The organism is Rhodococcus sp. YL-1 (genome assembly GCF_001942025.1).
Lineage (GTDB): Bacteria > Actinomycetota > Actinomycetes > Mycobacteriales > Mycobacteriaceae > Rhodococcus_F > Rhodococcus_F qingshengii.
On record NZ_CP017299.1, the window covers coordinates 107,795 to 127,048 of the forward strand.

Genomic DNA, 19,254 nt, shown 5'->3' on the forward strand with positions numbered 1-19,254 from the left:
ATGTGCAGATGGACGCGGGGTTACAAGTTTCGGATTCGCAGAGCTCAGGAGGGTTTGGCGGCAATCCCGATCGACACGGAGAGCGACAAAGCGATGAGGGTCATGGCCAGCCACTGGTAGCTCTTGGGCGTGGGCTGCTTCTTACGTCCGAACTTGCTCACTGATGTCTCCCGTTTGTCCGTGGGTACTCAGCACATATTACTGTTCCATTACCCCAATGGCGCGGTCGACCGGAAACTGTGCGCGATCAGACAGCAGGCGGACCGCGAAGTCCGCCCGCTGCCCCGCGATCAAGAGATCGTGCGCAGTTCCCGTCGCAGTATCTTGCCGGTGACGGTCTTGGGCAGTTCCTCCACCAGCACCACGGAGCGTGGGTACTTGTACGCCGCCATCCGCTGCTTGCAGTGATCGATCAGATCTTCCGGGGTGACGGACGCCCCCGCGACGAGGCTGACAAACGCCTTCACCGTCTCACCGCGGTATTCGTCGGCGATCCCGACGACTGCCGCCTCACGGACTGCGGGGTGCTCGGCAAGAACGTCCTCGACCTCGCGTGGCCACACCTTGTAGCCGGACGCGATGATCATGTCCTTCTTACGGTCGACGACGTAGAACCAGCCGGCTTCGTCCATGAACCCCACGTCGCCGGTGTGGAACCACCCGTCGCGAATGGCCGACGCACTCTCCTCCGGCTTGTTCCAGTAACCGCGCACCACCTGTGGACCTCGGACGACCAGTTCGCCGATCTCTCCGATCGGCAGGATCGCACCGCCCTCGTCTTCGATGCGGACCACGGTGTTGGGTACGGGAACGCCGACAGACAGTGCTCCGGATGTGGGGTCGACCGGCGTATCCGCACCAACGGGAACGGCATGGGTCGGCGACGTGGTCTCGGTCAGCCCGTAGATGTTGTGCAGCGCAGCACCGGTCATGGCGCGGACGGCCTCGGCGGCAGTCGGCGAGATGGGTGCGCCGCCGGAGTAGAGCAACCGTATGGAGGTGAAGTCTTCCGGCGCGCAACCCGGAGTGTTGAGCAGTGCCGTAAAAGCAGTGATGGCGCCGACTGTGAATGTCGGTTGGTGCTCACGAATCGCGTCGAGCATCACCTCGGGGTGGAAGCGATAGGCCAGCACCAGCGGCATTCTCGCCAGGACGGACACCGCGATGTGACCGATCAACCCCGTGATGTGGAAGAGCGGTGCAACTCCGAGAACCGTGTCTTTAGGGGTGAGCCCCAGCCAGTTACGGTAGACCTGGGCGTTGAAGGTCATGTTCGCGTGAGAGGTCATCGCTCCCTTCGGCGGACCTGTGGTTCCCGACGTATACGTCAGTACCGCAATGTCTTCCGGTGCAGCGTCAGTGGTGATCGGATCGCCGAGACGATGTTCGTCGATCAGCGTCGCGAGATCGTCGGTACCGAGATCCTTCTTGACGATTCCGTCGAAAATCCTCGGATCGTTGCGACTTTGGTACTCGAGTTCCGAGGTGGTGATAACTCGCCTGACCGGCGAGTCGGAGACGACATTGCGGCCGACGGACTCGTAGAGCCCCTCGAGAGCGATCAGAACCGCTGCTCCGGAATCTTCGAGTTGGTATCCCAGTTCTCGTTCACGGCTCATGGGATTGATCGAGACTGCGACGCCGCCGGCTTTCCAGATTCCGGCGAGCGCAAGCACGAACTGCGGAACGTTCTGGAGGAACAGAGCGACGCGGTCACCCTTCACCAGTCCACCGGCTCGGAGTGCTCGGGCCAGGGCGTCACTCTGCTGATCCAGTTCGGCGAAACTGAGTTGACCGTCGAAGTACTTCACAGCCGTGGCGTCCGGATCAGAGCGGACCGCCGCTGCCAACATTTCGAGCATCGTGGGGTGTTCGACGTCGATGTCGGGGGGAACGTCGTTGCGGTACAACGCCAACCAAGGGCGATCTTCGTATGTCATTTGATGGCAACCGGATTCACGGGAGAGCCGCTGGCCTTGGCAACCTTGAGTGGTGCGGCGACGTACAGGAACGTGTACTGGCCGTCGGCCGCGCAGTCCGCGGCCAACTTCTCCAGATCGCAGATCTCGGTGAACACCACTCCGAGGTTGCGCATCAATGCGTTGTGGAGAACCAGTGCCACACCGTTTTCGGGGTCGGTGGTGACCTCGTTGGCAATGGTGTCAGTGACAAGGTTGGGGATCTCCATGTCCTGGAACCACTGGACGAGTTCGGGGCTGTAGATCAGGCCGGGCTCGCAGAAGCCCTCGTAGAAGGCTTCGCCCTGGTCGAAGAACAGCTTGAGGAAGTTGGTGCGGATGACGAGGATGTCACGCTTCTCGATGGTGACGCCCTGCGCTTCGGCACAGGCCAAAAGATCATGGTGCGTGAATGTTTCGGCCTTGTCGAGGTTTTCCTTGCCGCGGAACTTTGCCATGTCGAGAAGTACTGCGCGTCCGACGACGCCGCGGTCGGCAATCGGTTCGACGCTGGCCTTCTCGAGGCCGCCGACTGTCGTGTCAGCGGAGTATCCGTTCCACAGGGCGCCGTCGTACCAGACGTGTCCGAGCGCGTCGTACTGCGTCGAACCCTGCAGGAACGCGTCGATCTTGTCGTCCGCGTAATGCAGGCCGCCGGGGAAGTTGGGTGCGTCGTCGCCGTCCCAGCTGCTCTCGTCGAAGATCTGTGTGCGCTCGGCGGGGCTCCGGCCCGGCCAGACCGGATCACCCTTGGGATCGCCGATAAGACGTTGGAGTGTGAACACGGAACCCTGCTTGATGGTTCCGACGCCACGAAGCACCTGTCCGGCGTCGAGGTAGTTCAGTGAACCGACCTCGTCGGACTCTCCCCACTTGCCCCAGTTGCTGGGTGCGTCGCGCAGGAGTTCTCCAAGATATGGCGCCTCGGTCATGGTGATTCGATCCTCTCGCTACCGACACCGAACGATCGCTCGGGCGGACCTGGGTCTTTGTGATCCACATCATGTTCAGGCCGATAATCAGTAGTCAACAGGTTCACCGATTGCCGTGGTCATCGCATTGTTGGAAATCCAATGTTCGGGAATACTGAACACTGTGACCGAATTCGAGAATGCCGTCCTGATCGGAGCGTCGATCCGGCAAGCGCGGCGTCACAGCGGGCTCTCGCTGCGTGAATTGGCCAGGCGTCTCGATGTCAGCCCGGCTACCCTCAGCGCTGTCGAGACCGGAAAGACCAGAGTCAGCGTCGACCGGTTGGCGGCAATCGGCGGGATTCTCGGAGTGCGTTTCGACGCTCTGCTCCCGGCTGCGATAGTGCGTCCGCCGGAACAGCCGCGATGGGGAGGCGACGACGCCGACCCGGACGCACATTTTCGCCCGAACGAGTGGCGAAGGTTCGGTCCGAGTTCGTTCGATCCGGTGTTGGCTGCAGCGCTCGCGGAGATGGTGAAGACCGGATATCACGGCGCTGCGATGCGTGAGATCGCCAAACGTGCGCAGATGAGTGTTCCGGGTCTGTATCACCACTATTCCAGCAAGCAACAGATGTTGGCCGAAATTCTCGACCTCACCATGGCTGAACTGAACACGAGATCGTTGGCGGCTATCGACGAGGGCGAAAGTCCCTCCGAAAGGCTGGCTTTCCTCGTCGAATGTGTGACCTTGTTCCATATCTATCGGCGTGATCAAGGATTCCTCGGCGCCAGCGAAATGCGCAGTCTCACAGCCGAGAACAGGTTGCGCATCACGGAATCACGCAACTACCAGCAATGGTTGATGACGAAGCAGGTGGACGACGGAATCGCCGCCGGTGTGTTCGAGACGGATCGGCCGAGACAGGCCGCGCGTGCGATTGTCGTGATGTGTGTCTCTGTCGCGCAATGGTATCGGCCGAGCGGACCACAAACGCCCGAGGAAATTGCACGCGACTACGCGCGTTTTGCACTGGATCTGGTGCGCCTTCAGCGACCGTGACGGACGTCATCCGGTTCGGGTGATGCGCCAGCGGGCAAAGGGGTCCATGCTTGGAAGGTATCCGTACCGCGACTCGAGTAAGGAACGAAACCCAATGTCTTCCAAGCTGTCTCACAAGGCCTACATGATCGGTGCCGGCATCGGAAACCTCTCGGCTGCCGTCTATTTGATTCGAGACGGTGAGTGGAGCGGTGAGGACATCACCATCATGGGGCTGGACATGCATGGAGCGAACGACGGCGAATCTGCCGCTACCTTCCAGCACCAGTACGGTCATCGCGAGCTGGGCAACGACGCGGGCTTCATCAATCGTGGCGGTCGCATGCTCAACGAGGAGACCTATGAGAACCTCTGGGACGTGCTGAGTGTGGTTCCGTCGCTGGACAACCCGGGAAAATCGGTGACGGATGACATTCTCGATTTCGACCACGCACATCCGACGCACGACGTCGCACGATTGATCGATCGCGACGGTATTCGCAACAAGGGTGAAAACGACTACAAGCACATGCAATTCGACAACAAGGATCGGTACTTGTTGACGAAGCTGATGACGATGCCGGAGTCGGACGAGGCAAAACTCGACGACATCAGTATCGAGCAGTGGTTCGAGGACACTCCGCACTTCTTCACCACCAACTTCTGGTACATGTGGGAGACCACATTTGCTTTCAAGCGGGTGAGTTCGGCGATGGAGCTGCGCCGGTACATGAACCGAATGATTCTCGAGTTCAGTCGCATTCAAACTCTTGCCGGTGTCACCAGATCCCCGTACAACCAGTACGAGAGCATCATTTTGCCGATGCGGGCCTTCCTCGAAGGCAAGGGCGTGAAGTTCGTCAACGAACTGAAGATCACGGAGTTCGTGTTCAAGGACACCCCGCTACGAGACGAGATCATCGTGACGGGACTCGATTACGAAAACGTCCGCACCGGTGAGAAGGGCCGAATCGACGTGGCGGAGGGCGATTTCGTCTTCGACACCAACGGCAGCATCACCGACAGTTCTTCGATCGGCGATCTGGATACCCCGATCGTCGAAGACATGAGATACGCACCGAGTGCGCTGCTGTGGAAGCAGGCCACCGAGCATTTCTACGATCTCGGGAATCCCGACAAGTTCTTCGGGGACCGGGCGCAGAGTGAGTGGACCAGCTTCACCGTCACCACTTCGTCACACGAGCTCATCAACGAGATTTCCCGAATCACCAAGCAGCTTCCCGGAAATGCGCTCAACACATTCGTGGACTCGAACGTGCTTCTCTCGATCGTGGTTCACCATCAGCCGCACTATCACGCGCAGAAGGAGAACGAAGGAGTCTTCTGGGGTTACTGTCTGTTCCCGCGCAAGGACGGCGACTACGTGAAGAAGCCGTTCATCGAGATGACCGGCCAGGAAATGCTGGAAGAGACGCTCGGACACCTCGAGGCGCTCGACGAGAGCGGTGCGCTCGCCGCGCGTCGACAAGAGATTATGGACAGCGTCGTGAATTCGATTCCCAGCCATATGCCTTACGCCAGTGCGCTGTTCAATCGGCGCGCCGTCGGCGACCGGCCGCTGGTGGTGCCGAAGCACTCCAAGAACCTGGCGTTCATCAGTCAGTTCGCGGAGATGCCGTTCGACATGGTGTTCACCGAGCAGTACTCGGTGCGCTGCGCTCAGGTAGCCGTCTACAAGTTCCTGGGGATTCCAGAAGACAAGCTCACCAAGATGCATCACTACGAGAAGGATCCGAAGGTCCTCGCCAAGGCCGCAGTGACGATGTTCCGCTGAGGGGTGCTCAGCGACCGTGCCGCTTCTCGTAGTCCTCGCGAGTGCGATCGGCACGGCGCTGGGCCTTCTCGTCGAGCAGTTCGGGATCGAGTCCGTGGCTCAGCAGGCGGTGACGGCGGTAGATGGTCCCGAGCGCCACGACGAAGTACGCGAGCGGGATGAGCAACAAGGCCATCATGGCCAAGGGAATCCAGATCGGTCCCGGGATCAAGAGGAACAGCAGAAGGATCAGCGTCGCCGGCACGGTGAAGCGGATGATGTAGCGGGCCTGGGCGCCCGGGCCGACGAGATCGTTCCGTACCCAGTCCTGATACCGGTCGGGGAGCGTCTTCCCCAGGAGGTATCCGCAGTACTGAGGAAAGTTCGGGCGAGTCTGTTCGGCCATGGCATCCAGGATAGTGCCTGGTACTGCCGCTTACACCGGTGCCTTGAACGTGCGTCGGTAGGCGCTCGGTGAAACGCCGAGGGCCTCGTTCATGTGTTGACGCATGGATGTCGCAGTCCCGAAGCCGGTTCGAGCAGCAATCGCATCGATCGACAGATCGGATTCCTCCAGTAGTTCCCGCGCCCGATCGACGCGTCTGCTGGTCAACCAGCGGTTCGGTGTGGTTCCGACTTCGTCGCGGAATCGACGGCTGAACGTGCGGACGCTCATGTTGGCGCGCGTCGCCAGGTCCGCCAGGGTGATCGGGTCGTCGAGATGTTCGAGGGCCCAGTGCCGAGCGTCGGCAGTCGATTCCGAAGGCTTGTCGGCCAGGGGGCGTCGGATGTACTGAGCTTGGCCACCGTCGCGCCACGGCGGTACGACGCAACGCCTCGCGACGGTGTTCGCCACTTCCATGCCGTGGTCACGCCTGACGATATGCAGGCAGAGGTCGACTCCCGACGCCACCCCGGCCGAGGTCAGGATGTGGCCTTCGTCGACGAACAGCACGTCCGGATCCACGTTCACCTTGGGATAGACACGCTGGAAATGGTCGGTGTTGCGCCAGTGCGTCGTGGCGCGGAGTCCGTCGAGCAAACCCGCCGCGGCGAGGATGTACGACCCGGTGCAGATCGAGACCAGCCGAGTGCCCGGCCGGATGTGTTGGAAAGCTGCGGCCAACTCGGGGGAGAGGTAGCCGTCTTCGTAGGCCGGACCCAACTCGTACGACGCGGGGATGACGACGGTGTCGGCGGTGGCGAGCAACTCGCTCCCGTGGTCGACCGAGATGCTGAAGTCTGCGTCGGTCTGCACGGGATTGCCGTCGACGGTGCACGTCAGGATCTCGTACAGCGGCCGATCCTCGACGTCGAGGGCACGTCCGAAGATGCGCGCCGGGATGCCGAGTTCGAAGGGGATGACTCCATTCAGAGCCAGTACGACGACGCGATGCGGACCAGACATGGCTTGATTCTTTCATATATTGGCAATCTGGCCACTGTTCTCCATCGAATCCGAACTGCAGAATTCTCTCTGTGACTTCTGAGACCGCTCTCCCCGAATCAGGCCAACAGCAGGTGAGCCCGCCGCGCTTTCACCGCGCCTGGTCCGTCGCGATCGTGGCATTCCTGGCGTTGGTCGGTGCGGCGAGCTTCCGCGCTGCCCCATCGGTGCTGATCGATCCGCTGCACGAGGATTTCGGGTGGTCGCGCGCCAGCATCTCGGCGGCCGTCTCGGTCAACCTGATTCTGTACGGGTTGACCTCGCCGTTCGCTGCTGCCTTGATGGAGAGGTTCGGTATCCGGGCGGTCGTCACCTCGGCGTTGGCGCTCATCTCGCTCGGCAGTGGTCTCACGATCTTCATGACCTCGAGTTGGCAGCTCATTCTGCTGTGGGGTGTCTTCGTCGGTCTCGGTACCGGTTCGATGGCGCTGGCGTTTGTCGCCACCGTCGTCGATCGCTGGTTCGTCGAGAAGCGTGGTCTCGTGACCGGCATCCTGACGGCCGGTGGTGCTGCCGGTCAGCTGGTGTTCCTTCCGGTCCTGGCGAAGATCGCCGAAACGTACGACTGGAAGAGCGTCGCCTTCACAGTTTCGTTTGCCGCACTGGCCGTTGTGCCGTTCGTTCTGCTGTTCCTGCGTAACTATCCGTCAGACGTGGGTACGACGCCGTACGGCGCGCCCGCCGATTACGCCCCACCAGCCAAGCCTGTCTACCAGCGCGGCGGTGCCGGAGGCCGGGCGATCTCGGTGTTGGTGATGGCGTCGAAGACCAAGGTGTTCTGGCTTCTCGCCGGTACCTTCGCGATCTGCGGCGCGAGCACCAACGGCCTGATCGGCACGCACTTCGTCCCGGCGTCGCACGACCACGGAATGCCGATCACGACTGCCGCGTCCCTGTTGGCGTTGATCGGAATCCTCGACATGGTCGGCACCATTGCTTCGGGTTGGTTCACCGACCGGATGGACTCGCGAAAACTTCTCGGCATCTATTACCTGTTCCGCGGAATCTCGCTGCTCTTCCTGCCGCTGCTGCTCGCGAACACTGTGAATCCACCGATGATCGCGTTTGTCATCTTCTACGGGCTCGACTGGGTGGCGACGGTTCCCCCGACCGTCGCGCTGTGCCGTCAACACTTCGGCGCCGACGCCCCCATCGTGTTCGGTTGGGTGCTGGCATCGCACCAGATCGGTGCGGGTCTGGTGGCCTTCTTGGCCGGTCTCGTTCGTGATCAGATCGGCTCGTACGACGCTGCCTTCTTGGTGGCCGGCGCGCTCTGCGCGATCGCCGCAGTCATGTCGTTGTTGATCGCAAAACGTCCGAAAGAGGCAGTATTGGTTGACTCTGTCTGATTCGGCACTGTGATCGGTACCACCGACGGGGTAAGTTGTGTGTAACTCCAAGAACTACTCACCAGTAGGGGTCCTGAAATGCCTGCTCCGTCCGCTGCGACCTTCTCGCGGCTCGCCGATCTGATCGCCATCGACAATGTTGCCGATCGCCCGACGAAGTCCATCACCGAGGTGTTCACCGGCAAGGAGCTGGCGACCATCCCCGTTGGCACCGCCGACGACGCACTTGCGGCCATCGCCCGTGCCCGCGTCGCCCAGAAGGAATGGGCCAAGCGCTCCGTCCTCGACCGCGCTGCCGTCTTCCACCGCTACCGCGATCTCATCCTCGAGAACCGCGACGCCCTCATGGACATGGCTCAGGCCGAGACCGGAAAGTCGCGTACCGCAGCTCAGGAAGAAGTCCTCGACATCTCGATGACGTCGCGTCACTACGCACGTGTGGCGCCGAAGCTGCTGCGCCCGCGTCGCGTCTCCGGCATGCTCCCGGGTCTGACGAAGACCGTCGTCCGCTACCAGCCCAAGGGCGTAGTCGGCGTCATCTCGCCGTGGAACTACCCGATGACGCTGGCCGTGTCCGACGCCATCGCCGCGCTGCTCGCCGGTAACGCCGTTGTCCTCAAGCCGGACAGCCAGACACCGTACTGCGCGCTCGCCTGCGTCGAACTGCTCTACAAGGCGGGTCTGCCTCGCGACCTCTTCGCCGTGGTTCCCGGGCCGGGCTCCGTCGTCGGCACCGCCCTGGTCGAGAACACCGATTACCTCATGTTCACCGGTTCCACCGCGACCGGTCAGCTCCTCGCCGAGCAGGCCGGCCGTCGACTGATCGGCTTCTCCGCCGAACTCGGTGGCAAGAACCCGATGATCGTTGCCGCCGGCGCAGACCTGCGCGAGGTCACCGACGCCGCTGTGCGTGCGTGCTTCTCCAACTCCGGTCAGCTGTGCATCTCCATCGAGCGCATCTACGTCGAAGAGTCCATCGCACCCGAGTTCATCCGCATGTTCGGTGACCGCGTCAAGAAGATGAACCTCGCCGCCGGATACGAATTCGGAATCGAGATGGGCAGCCTCGTCTCCGAGGCGCAGGTCAAGGCAATCTCCGCTCATGTCGACGACGCAGTGGTCAAGGGCGCCACCGTCATTGCCGGTGGCAAGGCTCGGCCGGACATCGGACCGCTGTTCTACGAGCCCACCCTGCTCACCGGGGTTCCCGAAGACGCCGAGTGCTACCGCGACGAGACCTTCGGGCCGCTCGTCTCGATCTACCCCGTCAAGGACGTCGAAGAGGCCATCGCTGCGGCCAACGACACCGAGTACGGCCTCAACGCCAGTGTGTGGGCGGGAAGCAAGGCTGCCGGCGAAGCCATCGCAGCGCGCATCCACGCCGGCACCGTCAACGTCGACGAGGGTTACGCACCCACCTGGGGCAGCACCGCAGCACCGATGGGCGGTATGGGTGTCTCGGGCGTCGGTCGTCGTCACGGCGCCGAGGGGCTGATCAAGTACACCGAACCGCAGACCGTTGCCACCACTCGCGTCATGAATCTCGGTGGACCGCGCGGACTTCCGGCCAAGGTGTGGGCAAAGCTCATGCCTCACGCCATCAAGATCATGTCCTGGGTTCCGGGCCGGTAACGGGTGGAAACCGCCAGCGCGTACATCGAGGCAACGCCGGTATCGGTGTGGAAGGTTGTCAGCGACATCGAAGGTATGGGTCGCTTCAGTCCTGAAAACACCGGTGGAACATGGACTTCCGGAACTCCGGGCACTGTGGGTGCAAAGTTCAAGGGCACCAACAAGCATGGTCTGATTCGGTGGAGCACGCACTGCACGGTGGTCGACGTGGTCGACTGCCGGAGGTTCTCCTTCGAATCGGACGAGCCGAAAGCGCGGTGGACCTTTGTGCTCGAGCCTTCGGGAACGGGCACTGTGCTTACCGAGACTCGTGAGATCTATGCGACGCCTGCGCTTTACGTGCGCATGATGTCGGGTAGCGGCCTACTCGGTCGGGGTCGAGATCAGCTGATGCAGACCGGAATGGAAACCACCCTGGCGCGCATCAAGGCGTTTCTGGAGAGCTAGAAACTGACACAAGTGGGGCTGCACTCGATTCGAGTGCGGTCCCACTTCTGTTGTTGGAGATCTAGTTTGCAGTGCTGATGAGCGCAGCGTCGATGAGCGCGGTGTAGACACGCTCCGGTTCTTCGGCGATGCGATTGAGTACGTACAGCCACCACTGTGTTCCGAAGATGACGTATTCGCGTGTGGTGAAGCCCGCTCCTCGGAGTGCGTCCAGTTGCTCGGTGCCGAGGCCGAGCAGCATCTCGAACTCGACGTGCTCGCCTCTGAGCTTCGAATCATGTTCGGCGCGTAGTGCTTCGAGGATGTCGCGGTCATGTGTCGCGATGGAGACCTGGTGACCCGAGTCGACGATTCGGGCTGCGTAGTCGAGATACGCGCTGCGCAGTTCGGCACTACCGCGTGGGTAGGCGACGGACTCGGCTTCGAGGAAGGCGCCCTTCACGAGACGGATGCGGCCGGGTCGGTCCAGCAGAGCGGCGAGATCCTTTGCCGTGCGGTGCAGTCGGGCCTGAACGGTGATCCCCACGTGAGTGAAGCGCTCGGCCAGTCGCGCGTGCATGTCGAGGACCAGGTCGGTGCGGTCGGACGCTTCGGCGGAGATGATCAGCTCGGCACCTGCGCGTTCCGTGGTCTCGGCCAGGCGCACGACATTGCGAAAGCACTGCTCCGGATCGATGACCAAGCCGATGTGCGAGAGGTCGAACGACACGGTGCTGTCTACGCCCGACGTTCCGATCCGTTCCGCCAATTCCACGAACACATCGGTTTCGGCGTTCGCGAGTTCGGGATCCCGGACGCTTTCCCCGGTGTATTCGATGCTCGCCTTGTGTCCTCGCGCGAAGATCGAGGGGAGTCGGTCGAAAGCGTCGTCGATGGTTTCGCCGCCGATGTAGCGAGCGGCGACTTTCCGTGCGAGTGCTGCCGTCGCGGCGTCCGCCATGGTGCGTTCTTTCAGGGATTCGTCGAGTGCGAGGCGGCGTAGGACGTCCGCGGCCTGGGCTTGTAGATCCGTGTTCACGGCTTCAGCGTATCCGGACGAGGGTGCGGGAATTATTCTACGAACCCTTGCGTTCGATCTATTGTCGATATATCGTCGATACGTCAAACAAACACAGGCAGTCCAGGAGGACAACATGTACGCCCCACACAACAACCCAGAAATGCAAGAACGTCGCGAGCATGGCCGCCGAGGCCCGCATCGTGGACACGGTTTCCGTCGAGGATTCGAGGGCGAGCGACCCGAGGGTCGCTTCGAAGACCGAGCAGAAGGACGCCCCGAAGGCCGGCGCGGTCGACTTGACCAGCGCGGACACGGTCGGCCGGGTTTCGGTGAAGCCGGCGCAGCGCTCCGTCCCGCGATGGGCCTACTCCGAGGTGCCGCTGTCGCGGTAGCCGCAGGTGGGACCGCTGAGCAGGTAGCCAAGGCCGAGGCAATTCTCGCCGAGGCACGCCGAGCACTGTTCGAGATGCTGGCGGAAAAGCCGGCTGACGCGCAGCAGGCTCACACAGAATCTACCGACACGCTGCCGGCAGAGTGATCACGGCGCTCAGGCGCCGACGGTGACTTCCTCGCTGTTCATGCCGGAAACGTGGCCGTCGGCGCCCTCTCGCCAGTACCCGACAACATTGTGCTTGTCGCGAGCTATTCCTCGAACTTCCCTCAGATGCTTACGAATACGACGGCTGGTTGCGCTTTCGCACGCCACCCACGCGTAGATGTCGGCCGATTCGGATTCGGGAAACTCGACCTTCTCCACAGCCTCGAACAGTGCGCTCGGCGCCTTTCCGAGGCCACTCCCCACGAGCCACGTGTACGTGACGTCGGCGCGAGTGACAAATTCCTGTCGATCCTCTTCGGTTTCGACCTCGATGATCGCCTGTGCGACATCGCCTTCACGAAGTTCTTCGACAATCCTGCCCAGTCCGGGGAGACCCGTGGCGTCTGCGACCAGCAGCTGCCAGCGAGGACCCGCCGGTGCTTGGTAGTGGGACCGCGAACTGTCCGACCAGAAGACGCCTAGTAGGTGACCTGGTTCGGCCCGCAGGGCCCAATCCGCTGCAATACCGCCAGGGTGCACGACGAAGTCGATGTCCAGACGTCGGCCGCCGTCGTGCACCTTGCGCACGGTGTAGTGCCGCCACGGTGGCTCGGTTCCGAGATCGGCCTTGCCGTAGTCGGGATTGTTGAAGTAGTCGTAATCTGCTTCTGTTTCACCGGGTTTCGGGAACGCGATGTCGATGCGCTCGTCGCCTTGTCCGCCGGTCGGCCAGTGCCAGTTGCCTTCTGCCTCGATGCTGATTCGCCGCATGTGCGGGGTCAGGGACGTGACGGTGACAACGCGGGCGGGTTCGCAGAAAGACATGCCTCGACCCTATTGGTCCTGCGTGTCGAAGTGGAGACAGATGCTGTCGCAAGACGGACATCAGTTATGTCGGTTCACGCCGCTGTCGGTGGGCTGTTCCCGCCGATCGGCTGTTGATACGGGTCGATCGACATCGGTGGATAGAACACCGATTTCCGATCCGGACCGATCTCCACCCGCCACTCCGTGTGATGCAGCGTCCGGTGATGATGACCGCACAACAGAATCAGATTGTCGAGATCCGTTGGGCCACCATCGTTCCAGTGAACAATATGGTGAGCATCGCACCACCCCGACGGTGTCCCGCACCCCGGAAACGCACACCCGCCATCACGAACCGCCAACGCCCGCCGCTGGGGTACCGTCGCGGTCCTTGCTTCTTTGCCGCAGTCGAGCGGAACACCGTTCTCGTCCAGGAGGATCCGGGTGACGGTGCAGTCGCACGCCAGCATCCGGGCAGTATCGATACTGATCGGGCCCACCCAATCCGCCCACGCGAAACCCAGTTCCTCGGTGGACGGCAAGAGGTCTTTCAACGCCTTGAGGTCTGTCATGTCTTTTGCGCTGGCGGTAACGGTGATGTGCGGTTTCACTCCGCCTTCGATCGGACCCAACCCCGCCCGCTCGTACCGCCGCAACAATTCGCAGAACCCGTCCGCGCGCCGTAGCGCCGGCGTGCGGGCGTCCTTGACGCCGTCCTTCTCCGGCGTCGGCGCAGACAGGCTCGACAGCAACGTGATCAGACGCGCCCCGTTCACAGCATCCAGGTCACCCTTCACCGACACGCGCCCGTACAACCCTTTCGAGGCATAGAACTCGTTACGTTCGGAATCCTCGCCGACCGGAACCCCGTCCTCACGCTTGCCGTACTGCTTCTCGATCCGCCGGATCGCCGCCCGCACCGCATCACAATCGGCAATGTTCTTCGACGCCAGGCCAAGCAGGATCCCGCGAGCCTTGTCCACATCCGCCACGGTCATGTTCTTCGGCGGATGCTGACAAAACGACGCCACCTGCCGCGCCTTCAACGCATCCACGTCACCACGATGAAACGCATCCGCGACAACAGGTTCGAGCATCAACAACCGCGCCAACCCGACCAACAGACTGCACTCACCGATCTCCAAATTCGTCGAACCATGCAACCACAGCGCGATCGCCCGAAAACCCTTCCCACCGAGAACCTCACGGGAAAACATCTCCACGATCAGCAACACCATCCGCGACTGCAACTCGTGCCGGACACGCACCAGATCCAGAACCTCACTCTTGAGGCCCTCACCATCCAGCTGCCACGCTCCCCGACTGTCCATGCTCAAAGTTTAATCGAACAAAGTTTCGAACACAAGAGAATCGCAGGCGAAAATTGCTGCTGTCCAGCTACTTTCGACAATTCGGGCAAATGTCAGATTGAACCCAACTCGCGCGCACGAGCTACCGCCGACGTCCGCGACTTCACTCCCAACTTGCCGAAGATGTGAACCAGGTGCGACTTGACCGTGGTCTCACTCAGGAACAGTTCTTTGCCGATCTCTCGGTTGGAGCGACCCGCCGCCACCAACTTCAGAACTTCGATTTCCCTTGGACTGAGGCTGGTTTCGGGCTTACGTACCCGAGTCATGAGCTTCGACGCGATGGCGGGGGAGAGAACGCTGTCCCCGCTCGCAGCGGCGCGGACGGCTGACAGCAACTCGACCGGTGGTGTGTCCTTGAGTAGGTACCCGCTGGCCCCGGCCTCGACAGCGCTCAAGATGTCTGCATCCGTGTCGTAGTTGGTCACGACGAGTACGTGCGGCGGATTCGGCAGCGCGCACACCGCGCGGGTGGCGTCGACGCCCGTCTTCCCGGGGCCGAATCGCAGGTCCATGAGCACGAGGTCGACCGGCGTGGTGGCGCAGAAGGCTATGGCTTCCTCGGCGGTGCCCGCTTCGCCGACTACCTCGATGTCGGCTTCGCTTTCGAGCAGCGCTCGTAACCCGGCGCGCACGATCGCGTGATCGTCGGCGAGCAGCAGGCGGATCACGGTTCGCCGACTTCGAGAGGAAACGTCACTGCGACGGCCGTGTGTCCCGGCTCGGACTCGATTGAGAAAGTCCCGCCCTGCAGTTCGACGCGTCGGCGAATTGCATTGAGGCCGAAAGATTCCGCCGGGCCACGTTCGAGAACTGCCACGTCGAAGCCGCGACCGTTGTCGACCACGTCGAGGCTGACGGTGTCATCGGAATAGGTCAGTGTCACAGCCATTCTGGTTGCATCGGCATGGCGGAGAACATTGGACACCGCGCCCTGAGCGATGCGTACCAATGTTGCTTCGAGGGGCATCGGCAGCCGCACTGCCTCGCCTTCGACCACGGAGCGCGCTTCCAGTTCAGGACTGCTCGCGCGTTCGCAGATTCGACGAAGCGCGTCGGCGAGCGACTGACCGTCCAAGGCCGCGGGCGTCAATTCGGCTATGAGTTGGCGGGTTTCGGCAAGACTGTCCGCGGCAGTTTCCCGTGCGAGGCTGATCTGACGGATGGCCGGGCTGTCCGGATCGGCGCGTTCGGCAGCGTGAAGGAGCATCTGGATGCTCGAAAGTCCTTGGGCCACGGTGTCGTGAATCTCGGCGGCGAGTCTTTCACGTTCCGCGAATTTTCCGGCATCGCGAGACGTCGACGCCAATTCTTCACGAGTATTCATCAACTCGTCGATGAGACGACCGCGCTCGGCTGCCTCGCGGTACAGCGCTTGATATCCGAGGCCGATTGCAACCGCTACGGCAGCGCCGATGATCGGGCCGACGGCGCCGGCAATCGTCCATCCACGATGCAGGCCGGTGCCGACCACGGCGACAGCCGTTGCCGCGGTGACGGCGAGAAGACTCCAGGGGCGTCGCAGAATATGGAGATAGAGGAAGAAGAGTCCGAACGCGAGGTAGGCGGCGTCGGCGGATACCGCCATCGTCGCGATCCAGACGAGGGTCAGCACGGCCAGCCACCAGCGGGCAGCGTTGCCGCGCAGCCTTTTGGCGACCCCGAAAAGATAGACGGCAACAAAGATCACGGCCAACGCGATGATTGTTGCGGTCAGGTCGGATTCGTCGATCAGCGCTCGAAGAAACACCACACCGGCCAGCGCCATGACAAGGACATGCAGGCCCAGTTGTAGGCCGGCGAAGACAGGCGTGAGCGGAGATCGGTGCATCTCGCCCAGCTTAGCGAGGTTCGGGCCTGGTTCATCCATCAAAAGTTGTAAACCGGGATGGTTCTTTCGAGCGCTGGAATGTCGATCCGAGGTGCGATGGAAAGAGTCTGCATCCGCGAGAGCGTAGAGGCAAGCACAGGAAAGGAATTCACAGTGTTTGTCGCAATGAGGGACTTACGGGCAGCGCGAGGTCGTTTCGCGCTGATCTCCGTCGTGGTTCTGTTGGTTGCACTTCTGGTCAGTTTTCTCAGCGGGTTGACTGCAGGACTTCGCCATCAGAACGTGTCGGCCATCGAGGCCATGAATGCCGACACGGTGGTGTTCGCCGACACCGGAGCCGGGGCGTCGTTCGACGAGTCGGCGCTCACGCAGGACCAGGTCAACGCTTGGACCTCCACGTCAAAGGACGTCGACCCCATCGGAATCGGTCGCGGGAAAGCGGGATTGGCCGACGGAAATCAGAAGTCGGTGGCCCTGTTCGGCGCTGATGGCGGTTTCGGTGACGTGACGCCGTCGGCGTCAGGCACGGTGGTGTTGAGCGAAGGTGCCGCTCGCGATCTGGGGGCGGGCGCCGGCGATCAGGTGAGTGTCGGTACGCAGCAGTTCACCGTCAGCGCCGTTCGCGGTGACGACTGGTACAGCCATTCGCCCGTCGTCTGGATGACGCTCGACGACTGGCAGGCGGCCAATCCGCGCGGCGGAGTTGCGACAGTACTGGCTGTCACCGGAGCCTCTGACGCTTCCGCAACGGACAAGGCGGCTGCGACGACGTCGACGACGGTCAGCGGTTCGCTCGACGCGATCGGTTCGTACAAGTCGGAGAACGGGTCGTTGACGTTGATGACGCTCATGTTGTTCGCGATCTCAGCCCTGGTGATCGGTGCGTTCTTCACGGTGTGGACGATCCAGCGAACTCCGGACATCGCGACGCTGAAAGCGCTCGGTGCGACTACCGGTTCGCTGGTGCGCGACGCACTGGGTCAGGCGCTCATCGTTCTGATTGCCGGTGTCACCGTCGGAATCGGGCTGACGGCCGTGGCCGGATCGCTGATCGGTGACGCCATGCCGTTTGTCCTGGACGCATCCACCACCGTCGTACCTGCCGTGGCATTGATCGGGCTCGGTCTGCTCGGCGCGGCCTTTGCACTTCGATTCCTCTCGACCACCGATCCACTCACAGCATTGGGGAGCGCACGATGACCATGACAACCGGCACCACAGTTCTCGACATCCAGAACGTCGATCTGACGTTTCCCGATGGGCAATCGCGGGTGACGGCGCTGGACGACGTGTCTCTGCGACTGCACCGCGGCGAGATCGCCGCGATCACCGGGCCCTCGGGTTCGGGCAAGTCCAGCCTGTTGGCGGTGGCGTCGACGCTGATCCGTCCGGATTCCGGGCACGTCTATCTCCGGACGCCGGAAGGCAGCACCGACATCGCTGCGCTGAGTCGGCGGGCGGCGTCGGAGCTGCGACGCTCGTCGATCGGCATCGTCTTCCAACAGTCGAACCTCGTGTCTTCGCTGACTGCACTGGAGCAGCTCGAGGTGATGGCGCATCTGGGGCAGTCCGTGTTCACGTCACGGGCCCGTCGCAAGGCCGTGAAATCAAAAGCGATGGATTTGCTGGACGCTGTCGGGCTCGCGGATCAGAGCGGAAAACGGCCGTCCCAGCTGTCGGGCGGGCAGCGACAGCGCGTCAATCTCGCGCGAGCATTGATGAACGATCCGCAGCTTCTCGTGGTCGACGAGCCCACGAGTGCGCTCGATCAGGAGCGCGGTGCCGCTGTCATGGATCTGATCATCGGCGTGGTGCGGGAACGCGAGGCGGCAACCCTTCTCGTGACACACGACCGAAGTCACCTGTCTCGGATGGATACTGTCTATCGTGTTGTTGACGGTTCCTTGGCGGAGGATCAGGAGGCGCTCGCGGCGTGACTCAGGCGGGCACGATTCGGGCATTCGTCACTGCATCCGGGCGGGAAGTCAACCCGCGATTTGCTGGGCAGTTAGACTGTTGTCGACTCGGGCAACTTGAGAGGACGTGTTATGGAACGCCGCCGCAACGTTGCGCAGCCGCCACAATCGCCGATTGCGGATCTGGAGCAGATGCCTGCCCTGATTCTCCTCGACCGGCTTCCGGTGCCGGTCATGGCCGTTCACCGCGACGGCAGCATCGTTTTTGCCAATCCGTCCTTCGCTGACATGCTGGGATATCCCAAGAAGGCCGTCTCGGCGTTGCGTTTGCAGGACATCCTCTACGACAAGGATGCCGACGACGTCAGTGCAGAGCAGGCCCATCGTGAACTGAGTTCCGAGCCGGGCTCGGTCAAGGAGTTCGTGCACTCCGACTCCACGTTGGTGCGCGCGACGGTCAGCCAGTCTCTGCTCCGACGGGACGACGACACGATCACCCTTGCCGTCCTCCACGATCTGACGGAGCGCCTGTGGAACAACCCACGGCACATCGACGACAAGCCCACCAAGTAATCCCAGCTACTTCCGGGATTTGACGGTTCGGTCCAGGCCGAGGGTGGCGGCAAGGGTGTTGACCACCCATTCTTCGTACTGTTGGCCGGTCCAACCCGCGCCGACCACGAGGTCTGTGTAGGTCTCGGGACTGAGCAGCGTGAGTGCGACGTTCACGGCTGTTTCGAGGTCGACGGTTGGCGCTTTTTCGACGATGCCGACCATCAGATGTTCCTGCACCGTGCGTCTCTGAGTGCGGTTGATTTGCCACAGACGGGCGGCGTCCTCGTCGGCGGAAGCTGCGGCCCGCAGTGCCAGCAGGATGTCTGCGGTGCGTTCCAGAATGAGCCGTCCGTGGTGAACCTGAATCCGGAGTTGCCCGAGTGGATGTGGGGCGCCGAGTGCTGCCGCCACCCACGGACGGTCGAGAGTTGCCGTCTTTTCCTCGTCGCCCGCAACGGCCACGTCGAGCAGTGCTGACAGCACGCTCGGCTTGTTGCCGAACACGAAATAGACACTCTGCACCGACACGCCCGCCGCCGCGGCAAGCTGCTTGATCGTGGCGGCCGCGTAGCCGGGATCGACAAAAACCTCACGCGCTGCCTCGATGATCTTGCGCCGCGCCGACGTGTCTTCCCGAAGAACCTCAGTCATGATTAGAGTCTAACTCTAGAGTCGAA

The 19,254-nt window shown here is 62.1% G+C and carries 19 protein-coding genes; 9 read left to right on the top strand and 10 right to left on the bottom strand.

Annotated features, from left to right (window positions below; all coding sequences use genetic code 11):
- Positions 1-290 precede the first annotated feature (290 nt).
- Both BH682_RS00530 and BH682_RS00535 read right to left on the bottom strand, forming a co-directional pair.
- Positions 291-1,940 (bottom strand): class I adenylate-forming enzyme family protein, encoded by a 1,650-nt coding sequence (locus BH682_RS00530; RefSeq protein ID WP_075831729.1) that lies wholly within the window; start codon positions 1,938-1,940, stop codon positions 291-293.
- Positions 1,937-2,890: a cyclase family protein gene (locus BH682_RS00535; protein ID WP_007735859.1), complete on the bottom strand. Its 954-nt coding sequence runs from the start codon at positions 2,888-2,890 to the stop codon at positions 1,937-1,939. The genes BH682_RS00530 and BH682_RS00535 overlap by 4 nt, the downstream gene beginning before the upstream one ends.
- A 163-nt stretch (positions 2,891-3,053) precedes the next feature.
- Between BH682_RS00535 and BH682_RS00540 the strand changes: the two genes are divergently transcribed.
- Both BH682_RS00540 and BH682_RS00545 read left to right on the top strand, forming a co-directional pair.
- Positions 3,054-3,932 carry a TetR family transcriptional regulator gene (locus tag BH682_RS00540; protein WP_223304632.1) on the top strand — a complete coding sequence of 293 codons (879 nt, stop codon included), beginning with the start codon at positions 3,054-3,056 and terminating at the stop codon, positions 3,930-3,932.
- Between the two features lie 46 nt (positions 3,933-3,978).
- Positions 3,979-5,706: an oleate hydratase gene (locus BH682_RS00545; RefSeq protein WP_075831731.1), complete on the top strand. Its 1,728-nt coding sequence runs from the start codon at positions 3,979-3,981 to the stop codon at positions 5,704-5,706.
- Between the two features lie 7 nt (positions 5,707-5,713).
- On the opposite strand, the gene BH682_RS00550 is transcribed toward BH682_RS00545, so the two are convergent.
- Positions 5,714-6,091 (bottom strand): DUF5313 family protein, encoded by a 378-nt coding sequence (locus BH682_RS00550; RefSeq protein ID WP_003943558.1) that lies wholly within the window; start codon positions 6,089-6,091, stop codon positions 5,714-5,716.
- A gap of 30 nt (positions 6,092-6,121) precedes the next feature.
- Positions 6,122-7,093: a GlxA family transcriptional regulator gene (locus BH682_RS00555; protein ID WP_007735863.1), complete on the bottom strand. Its 972-nt coding sequence runs from the start codon at positions 7,091-7,093 to the stop codon at positions 6,122-6,124.
- Between the two features lie 71 nt (positions 7,094-7,164).
- Here BH682_RS00555 and BH682_RS00560 point away from each other — a divergent pair, with 71 nt between their 5' ends.
- The 3 genes from BH682_RS00560 (at position 7,165) to BH682_RS00570 (ending at position 10,560) form a co-directional block, all read left to right on the top strand.
- Entirely contained in the window at positions 7,165-8,481 is a 1,317-nt protein-coding gene (locus BH682_RS00560; RefSeq protein ID WP_030536659.1) for an MFS transporter, read from the top strand.
- Between the two features lie 78 nt (positions 8,482-8,559).
- Complete coding sequence (locus tag BH682_RS00565; protein ID WP_003943578.1) at positions 8,560-10,113, top strand: succinic semialdehyde dehydrogenase; 1,554 nt, start codon at positions 8,560-8,562, stop codon at positions 10,111-10,113.
- Between the two features lie 3 nt (positions 10,114-10,116).
- The gene (locus BH682_RS00570; protein WP_003943564.1) at positions 10,117-10,560 is read left to right on the top strand and encodes an SRPBCC family protein; all 444 of its coding nucleotides are present in this window, start codon (positions 10,117-10,119) and stop codon (positions 10,558-10,560) included.
- 61 nt (positions 10,561-10,621) lie between these two features.
- Here the strand turns inward: BH682_RS00570 and BH682_RS00575 are convergent, their stop codons facing one another.
- The gene (locus tag BH682_RS00575; protein ID WP_054827482.1) at positions 10,622-11,578 is read right to left on the bottom strand and encodes a proline dehydrogenase family protein; all 957 of its coding nucleotides are present in this window, start codon (positions 11,576-11,578) and stop codon (positions 10,622-10,624) included.
- 115 nt (positions 11,579-11,693) lie between these two features.
- Here BH682_RS00575 and BH682_RS36595 point away from each other — a divergent pair, with 115 nt between their 5' ends.
- Positions 11,694-12,098 carry a hypothetical protein gene (locus BH682_RS36595; protein ID WP_223304633.1) on the top strand — a complete coding sequence of 135 codons (405 nt, stop codon included), beginning with the start codon at positions 11,694-11,696 and terminating at the stop codon, positions 12,096-12,098.
- Between the two features lie 9 nt (positions 12,099-12,107).
- Here the strand turns inward: BH682_RS36595 and BH682_RS00590 are convergent, their stop codons facing one another.
- The 4 genes from BH682_RS00590 to BH682_RS00605 all read right to left on the bottom strand — a co-directional run bounded on the left by BH682_RS00590 (position 12,108) and on the right by BH682_RS00605 (position 16,145).
- On the bottom strand, positions 12,108-12,923 hold the full coding sequence (locus tag BH682_RS00590; protein WP_075831733.1) for a siderophore-interacting protein: 816 nt from the start codon (positions 12,921-12,923) through the stop codon (positions 12,108-12,110).
- A gap of 74 nt (positions 12,924-12,997) precedes the next feature.
- Positions 12,998-14,236, bottom strand: coding sequence for an HNH endonuclease signature motif containing protein (locus tag BH682_RS00595; protein ID WP_075831735.1), 1,239 nt, complete (start codon positions 14,234-14,236; stop codon positions 12,998-13,000).
- A 92-nt stretch (positions 14,237-14,328) separates the two neighbouring features.
- A complete protein-coding gene (locus BH682_RS00600; protein ID WP_003943536.1) occupies positions 14,329-14,946 on the bottom strand; it encodes a response regulator in 618 nt (205 codons plus the stop codon).
- Positions 14,943-16,145, bottom strand: a complete 1,203-nt coding sequence (locus tag BH682_RS00605) for a sensor histidine kinase (protein WP_003943587.1) — start codon at positions 16,143-16,145, stop codon at positions 14,943-14,945. Before BH682_RS00605 ends, BH682_RS00600 begins: the two co-directional genes overlap by 4 nt.
- A 114-nt stretch (positions 16,146-16,259) precedes the next feature.
- Between BH682_RS00605 and BH682_RS00610 the strand changes: the two genes are divergently transcribed.
- From BH682_RS00610 to BH682_RS00620, 3 genes are all read left to right on the top strand, one after another.
- A complete protein-coding gene (locus BH682_RS00610) occupies positions 16,260-17,306 on the top strand; it encodes an ABC transporter permease (RefSeq protein ID WP_039973533.1) in 1,047 nt (348 codons plus the stop codon).
- Entirely contained in the window at positions 17,303-18,043 is a 741-nt protein-coding gene (locus tag BH682_RS00615) for an ABC transporter ATP-binding protein (protein WP_003943539.1), read from the top strand. Before BH682_RS00610 ends, BH682_RS00615 begins: the two co-directional genes overlap by 4 nt.
- Before the next feature lie 111 nt (positions 18,044-18,154).
- On the top strand, positions 18,155-18,595 hold the full coding sequence (locus tag BH682_RS00620; protein WP_003943598.1) for a PAS domain S-box protein: 441 nt from the start codon (positions 18,155-18,157) through the stop codon (positions 18,593-18,595).
- A 6-nt stretch (positions 18,596-18,601) separates the two neighbouring features.
- Here BH682_RS00620 and BH682_RS00625 read toward each other — a convergent pair whose 3' ends face one another.
- Positions 18,602-19,228 carry a TetR/AcrR family transcriptional regulator gene (locus BH682_RS00625; RefSeq protein WP_003943606.1) on the bottom strand — a complete coding sequence of 209 codons (627 nt, stop codon included), beginning with the start codon at positions 19,226-19,228 and terminating at the stop codon, positions 18,602-18,604.
- Between the last annotated feature and the right edge of the window lie 26 nt (positions 19,229-19,254).

Excerpts from the sequence above, each read along its gene's own strand:
- BH682_RS00625 (WP_003943606.1), bottom strand. The coding sequence starts at position 19,228 with ATGACTGAGGTTCTTCGGGAAGACACGTCGGCGCGGCGCAAGATCATC.
- BH682_RS36595 (WP_223304633.1), top strand. The coding sequence starts at position 11,694 with ATGTACGCCCCACACAACAACCCAGAAATGCAAGAACGTCGCGAGCAT.
- BH682_RS00590 (WP_075831733.1), bottom strand. The coding sequence starts at position 12,923 with ATGTCTTTCTGCGAACCCGCCCGCGTTGTCACCGTCACGTCCCTGACC.
- BH682_RS00565 (WP_003943578.1), top strand. The coding sequence starts at position 8,560 with ATGCCTGCTCCGTCCGCTGCGACCTTCTCGCGGCTCGCCGATCTGATC.
- BH682_RS00530 (WP_075831729.1), bottom strand. The coding sequence starts at position 1,940 with ATGACATACGAAGATCGCCCTTGGTTGGCGTTGTACCGCAACGACGTT.
- BH682_RS00550 (WP_003943558.1), bottom strand. The coding sequence starts at position 6,091 with ATGGCCGAACAGACTCGCCCGAACTTTCCTCAGTACTGCGGATACCTC.
- BH682_RS00535 (WP_007735859.1), bottom strand. The coding sequence starts at position 2,890 with ATGACCGAGGCGCCATATCTTGGAGAACTCCTGCGCGACGCACCCAGC.
- BH682_RS00620 (WP_003943598.1), top strand. The coding sequence starts at position 18,155 with ATGGAACGCCGCCGCAACGTTGCGCAGCCGCCACAATCGCCGATTGCG.
- BH682_RS00605 (WP_003943587.1), bottom strand. The coding sequence starts at position 16,145 with ATGGATGAACCAGGCCCGAACCTCGCTAAGCTGGGCGAGATGCACCGA.
- BH682_RS00555 (WP_007735863.1), bottom strand. The coding sequence starts at position 7,093 with ATGTCTGGTCCGCATCGCGTCGTCGTACTGGCTCTGAATGGAGTCATC.
- BH682_RS00595 (WP_075831735.1), bottom strand. The coding sequence starts at position 14,236 with ATGGACAGTCGGGGAGCGTGGCAGCTGGATGGTGAGGGCCTCAAGAGT.
- BH682_RS00545 (WP_075831731.1), top strand. The coding sequence starts at position 3,979 with ATGCTTGGAAGGTATCCGTACCGCGACTCGAGTAAGGAACGAAACCCA.
- BH682_RS00615 (WP_003943539.1), top strand. The coding sequence starts at position 17,303 with ATGACCATGACAACCGGCACCACAGTTCTCGACATCCAGAACGTCGAT.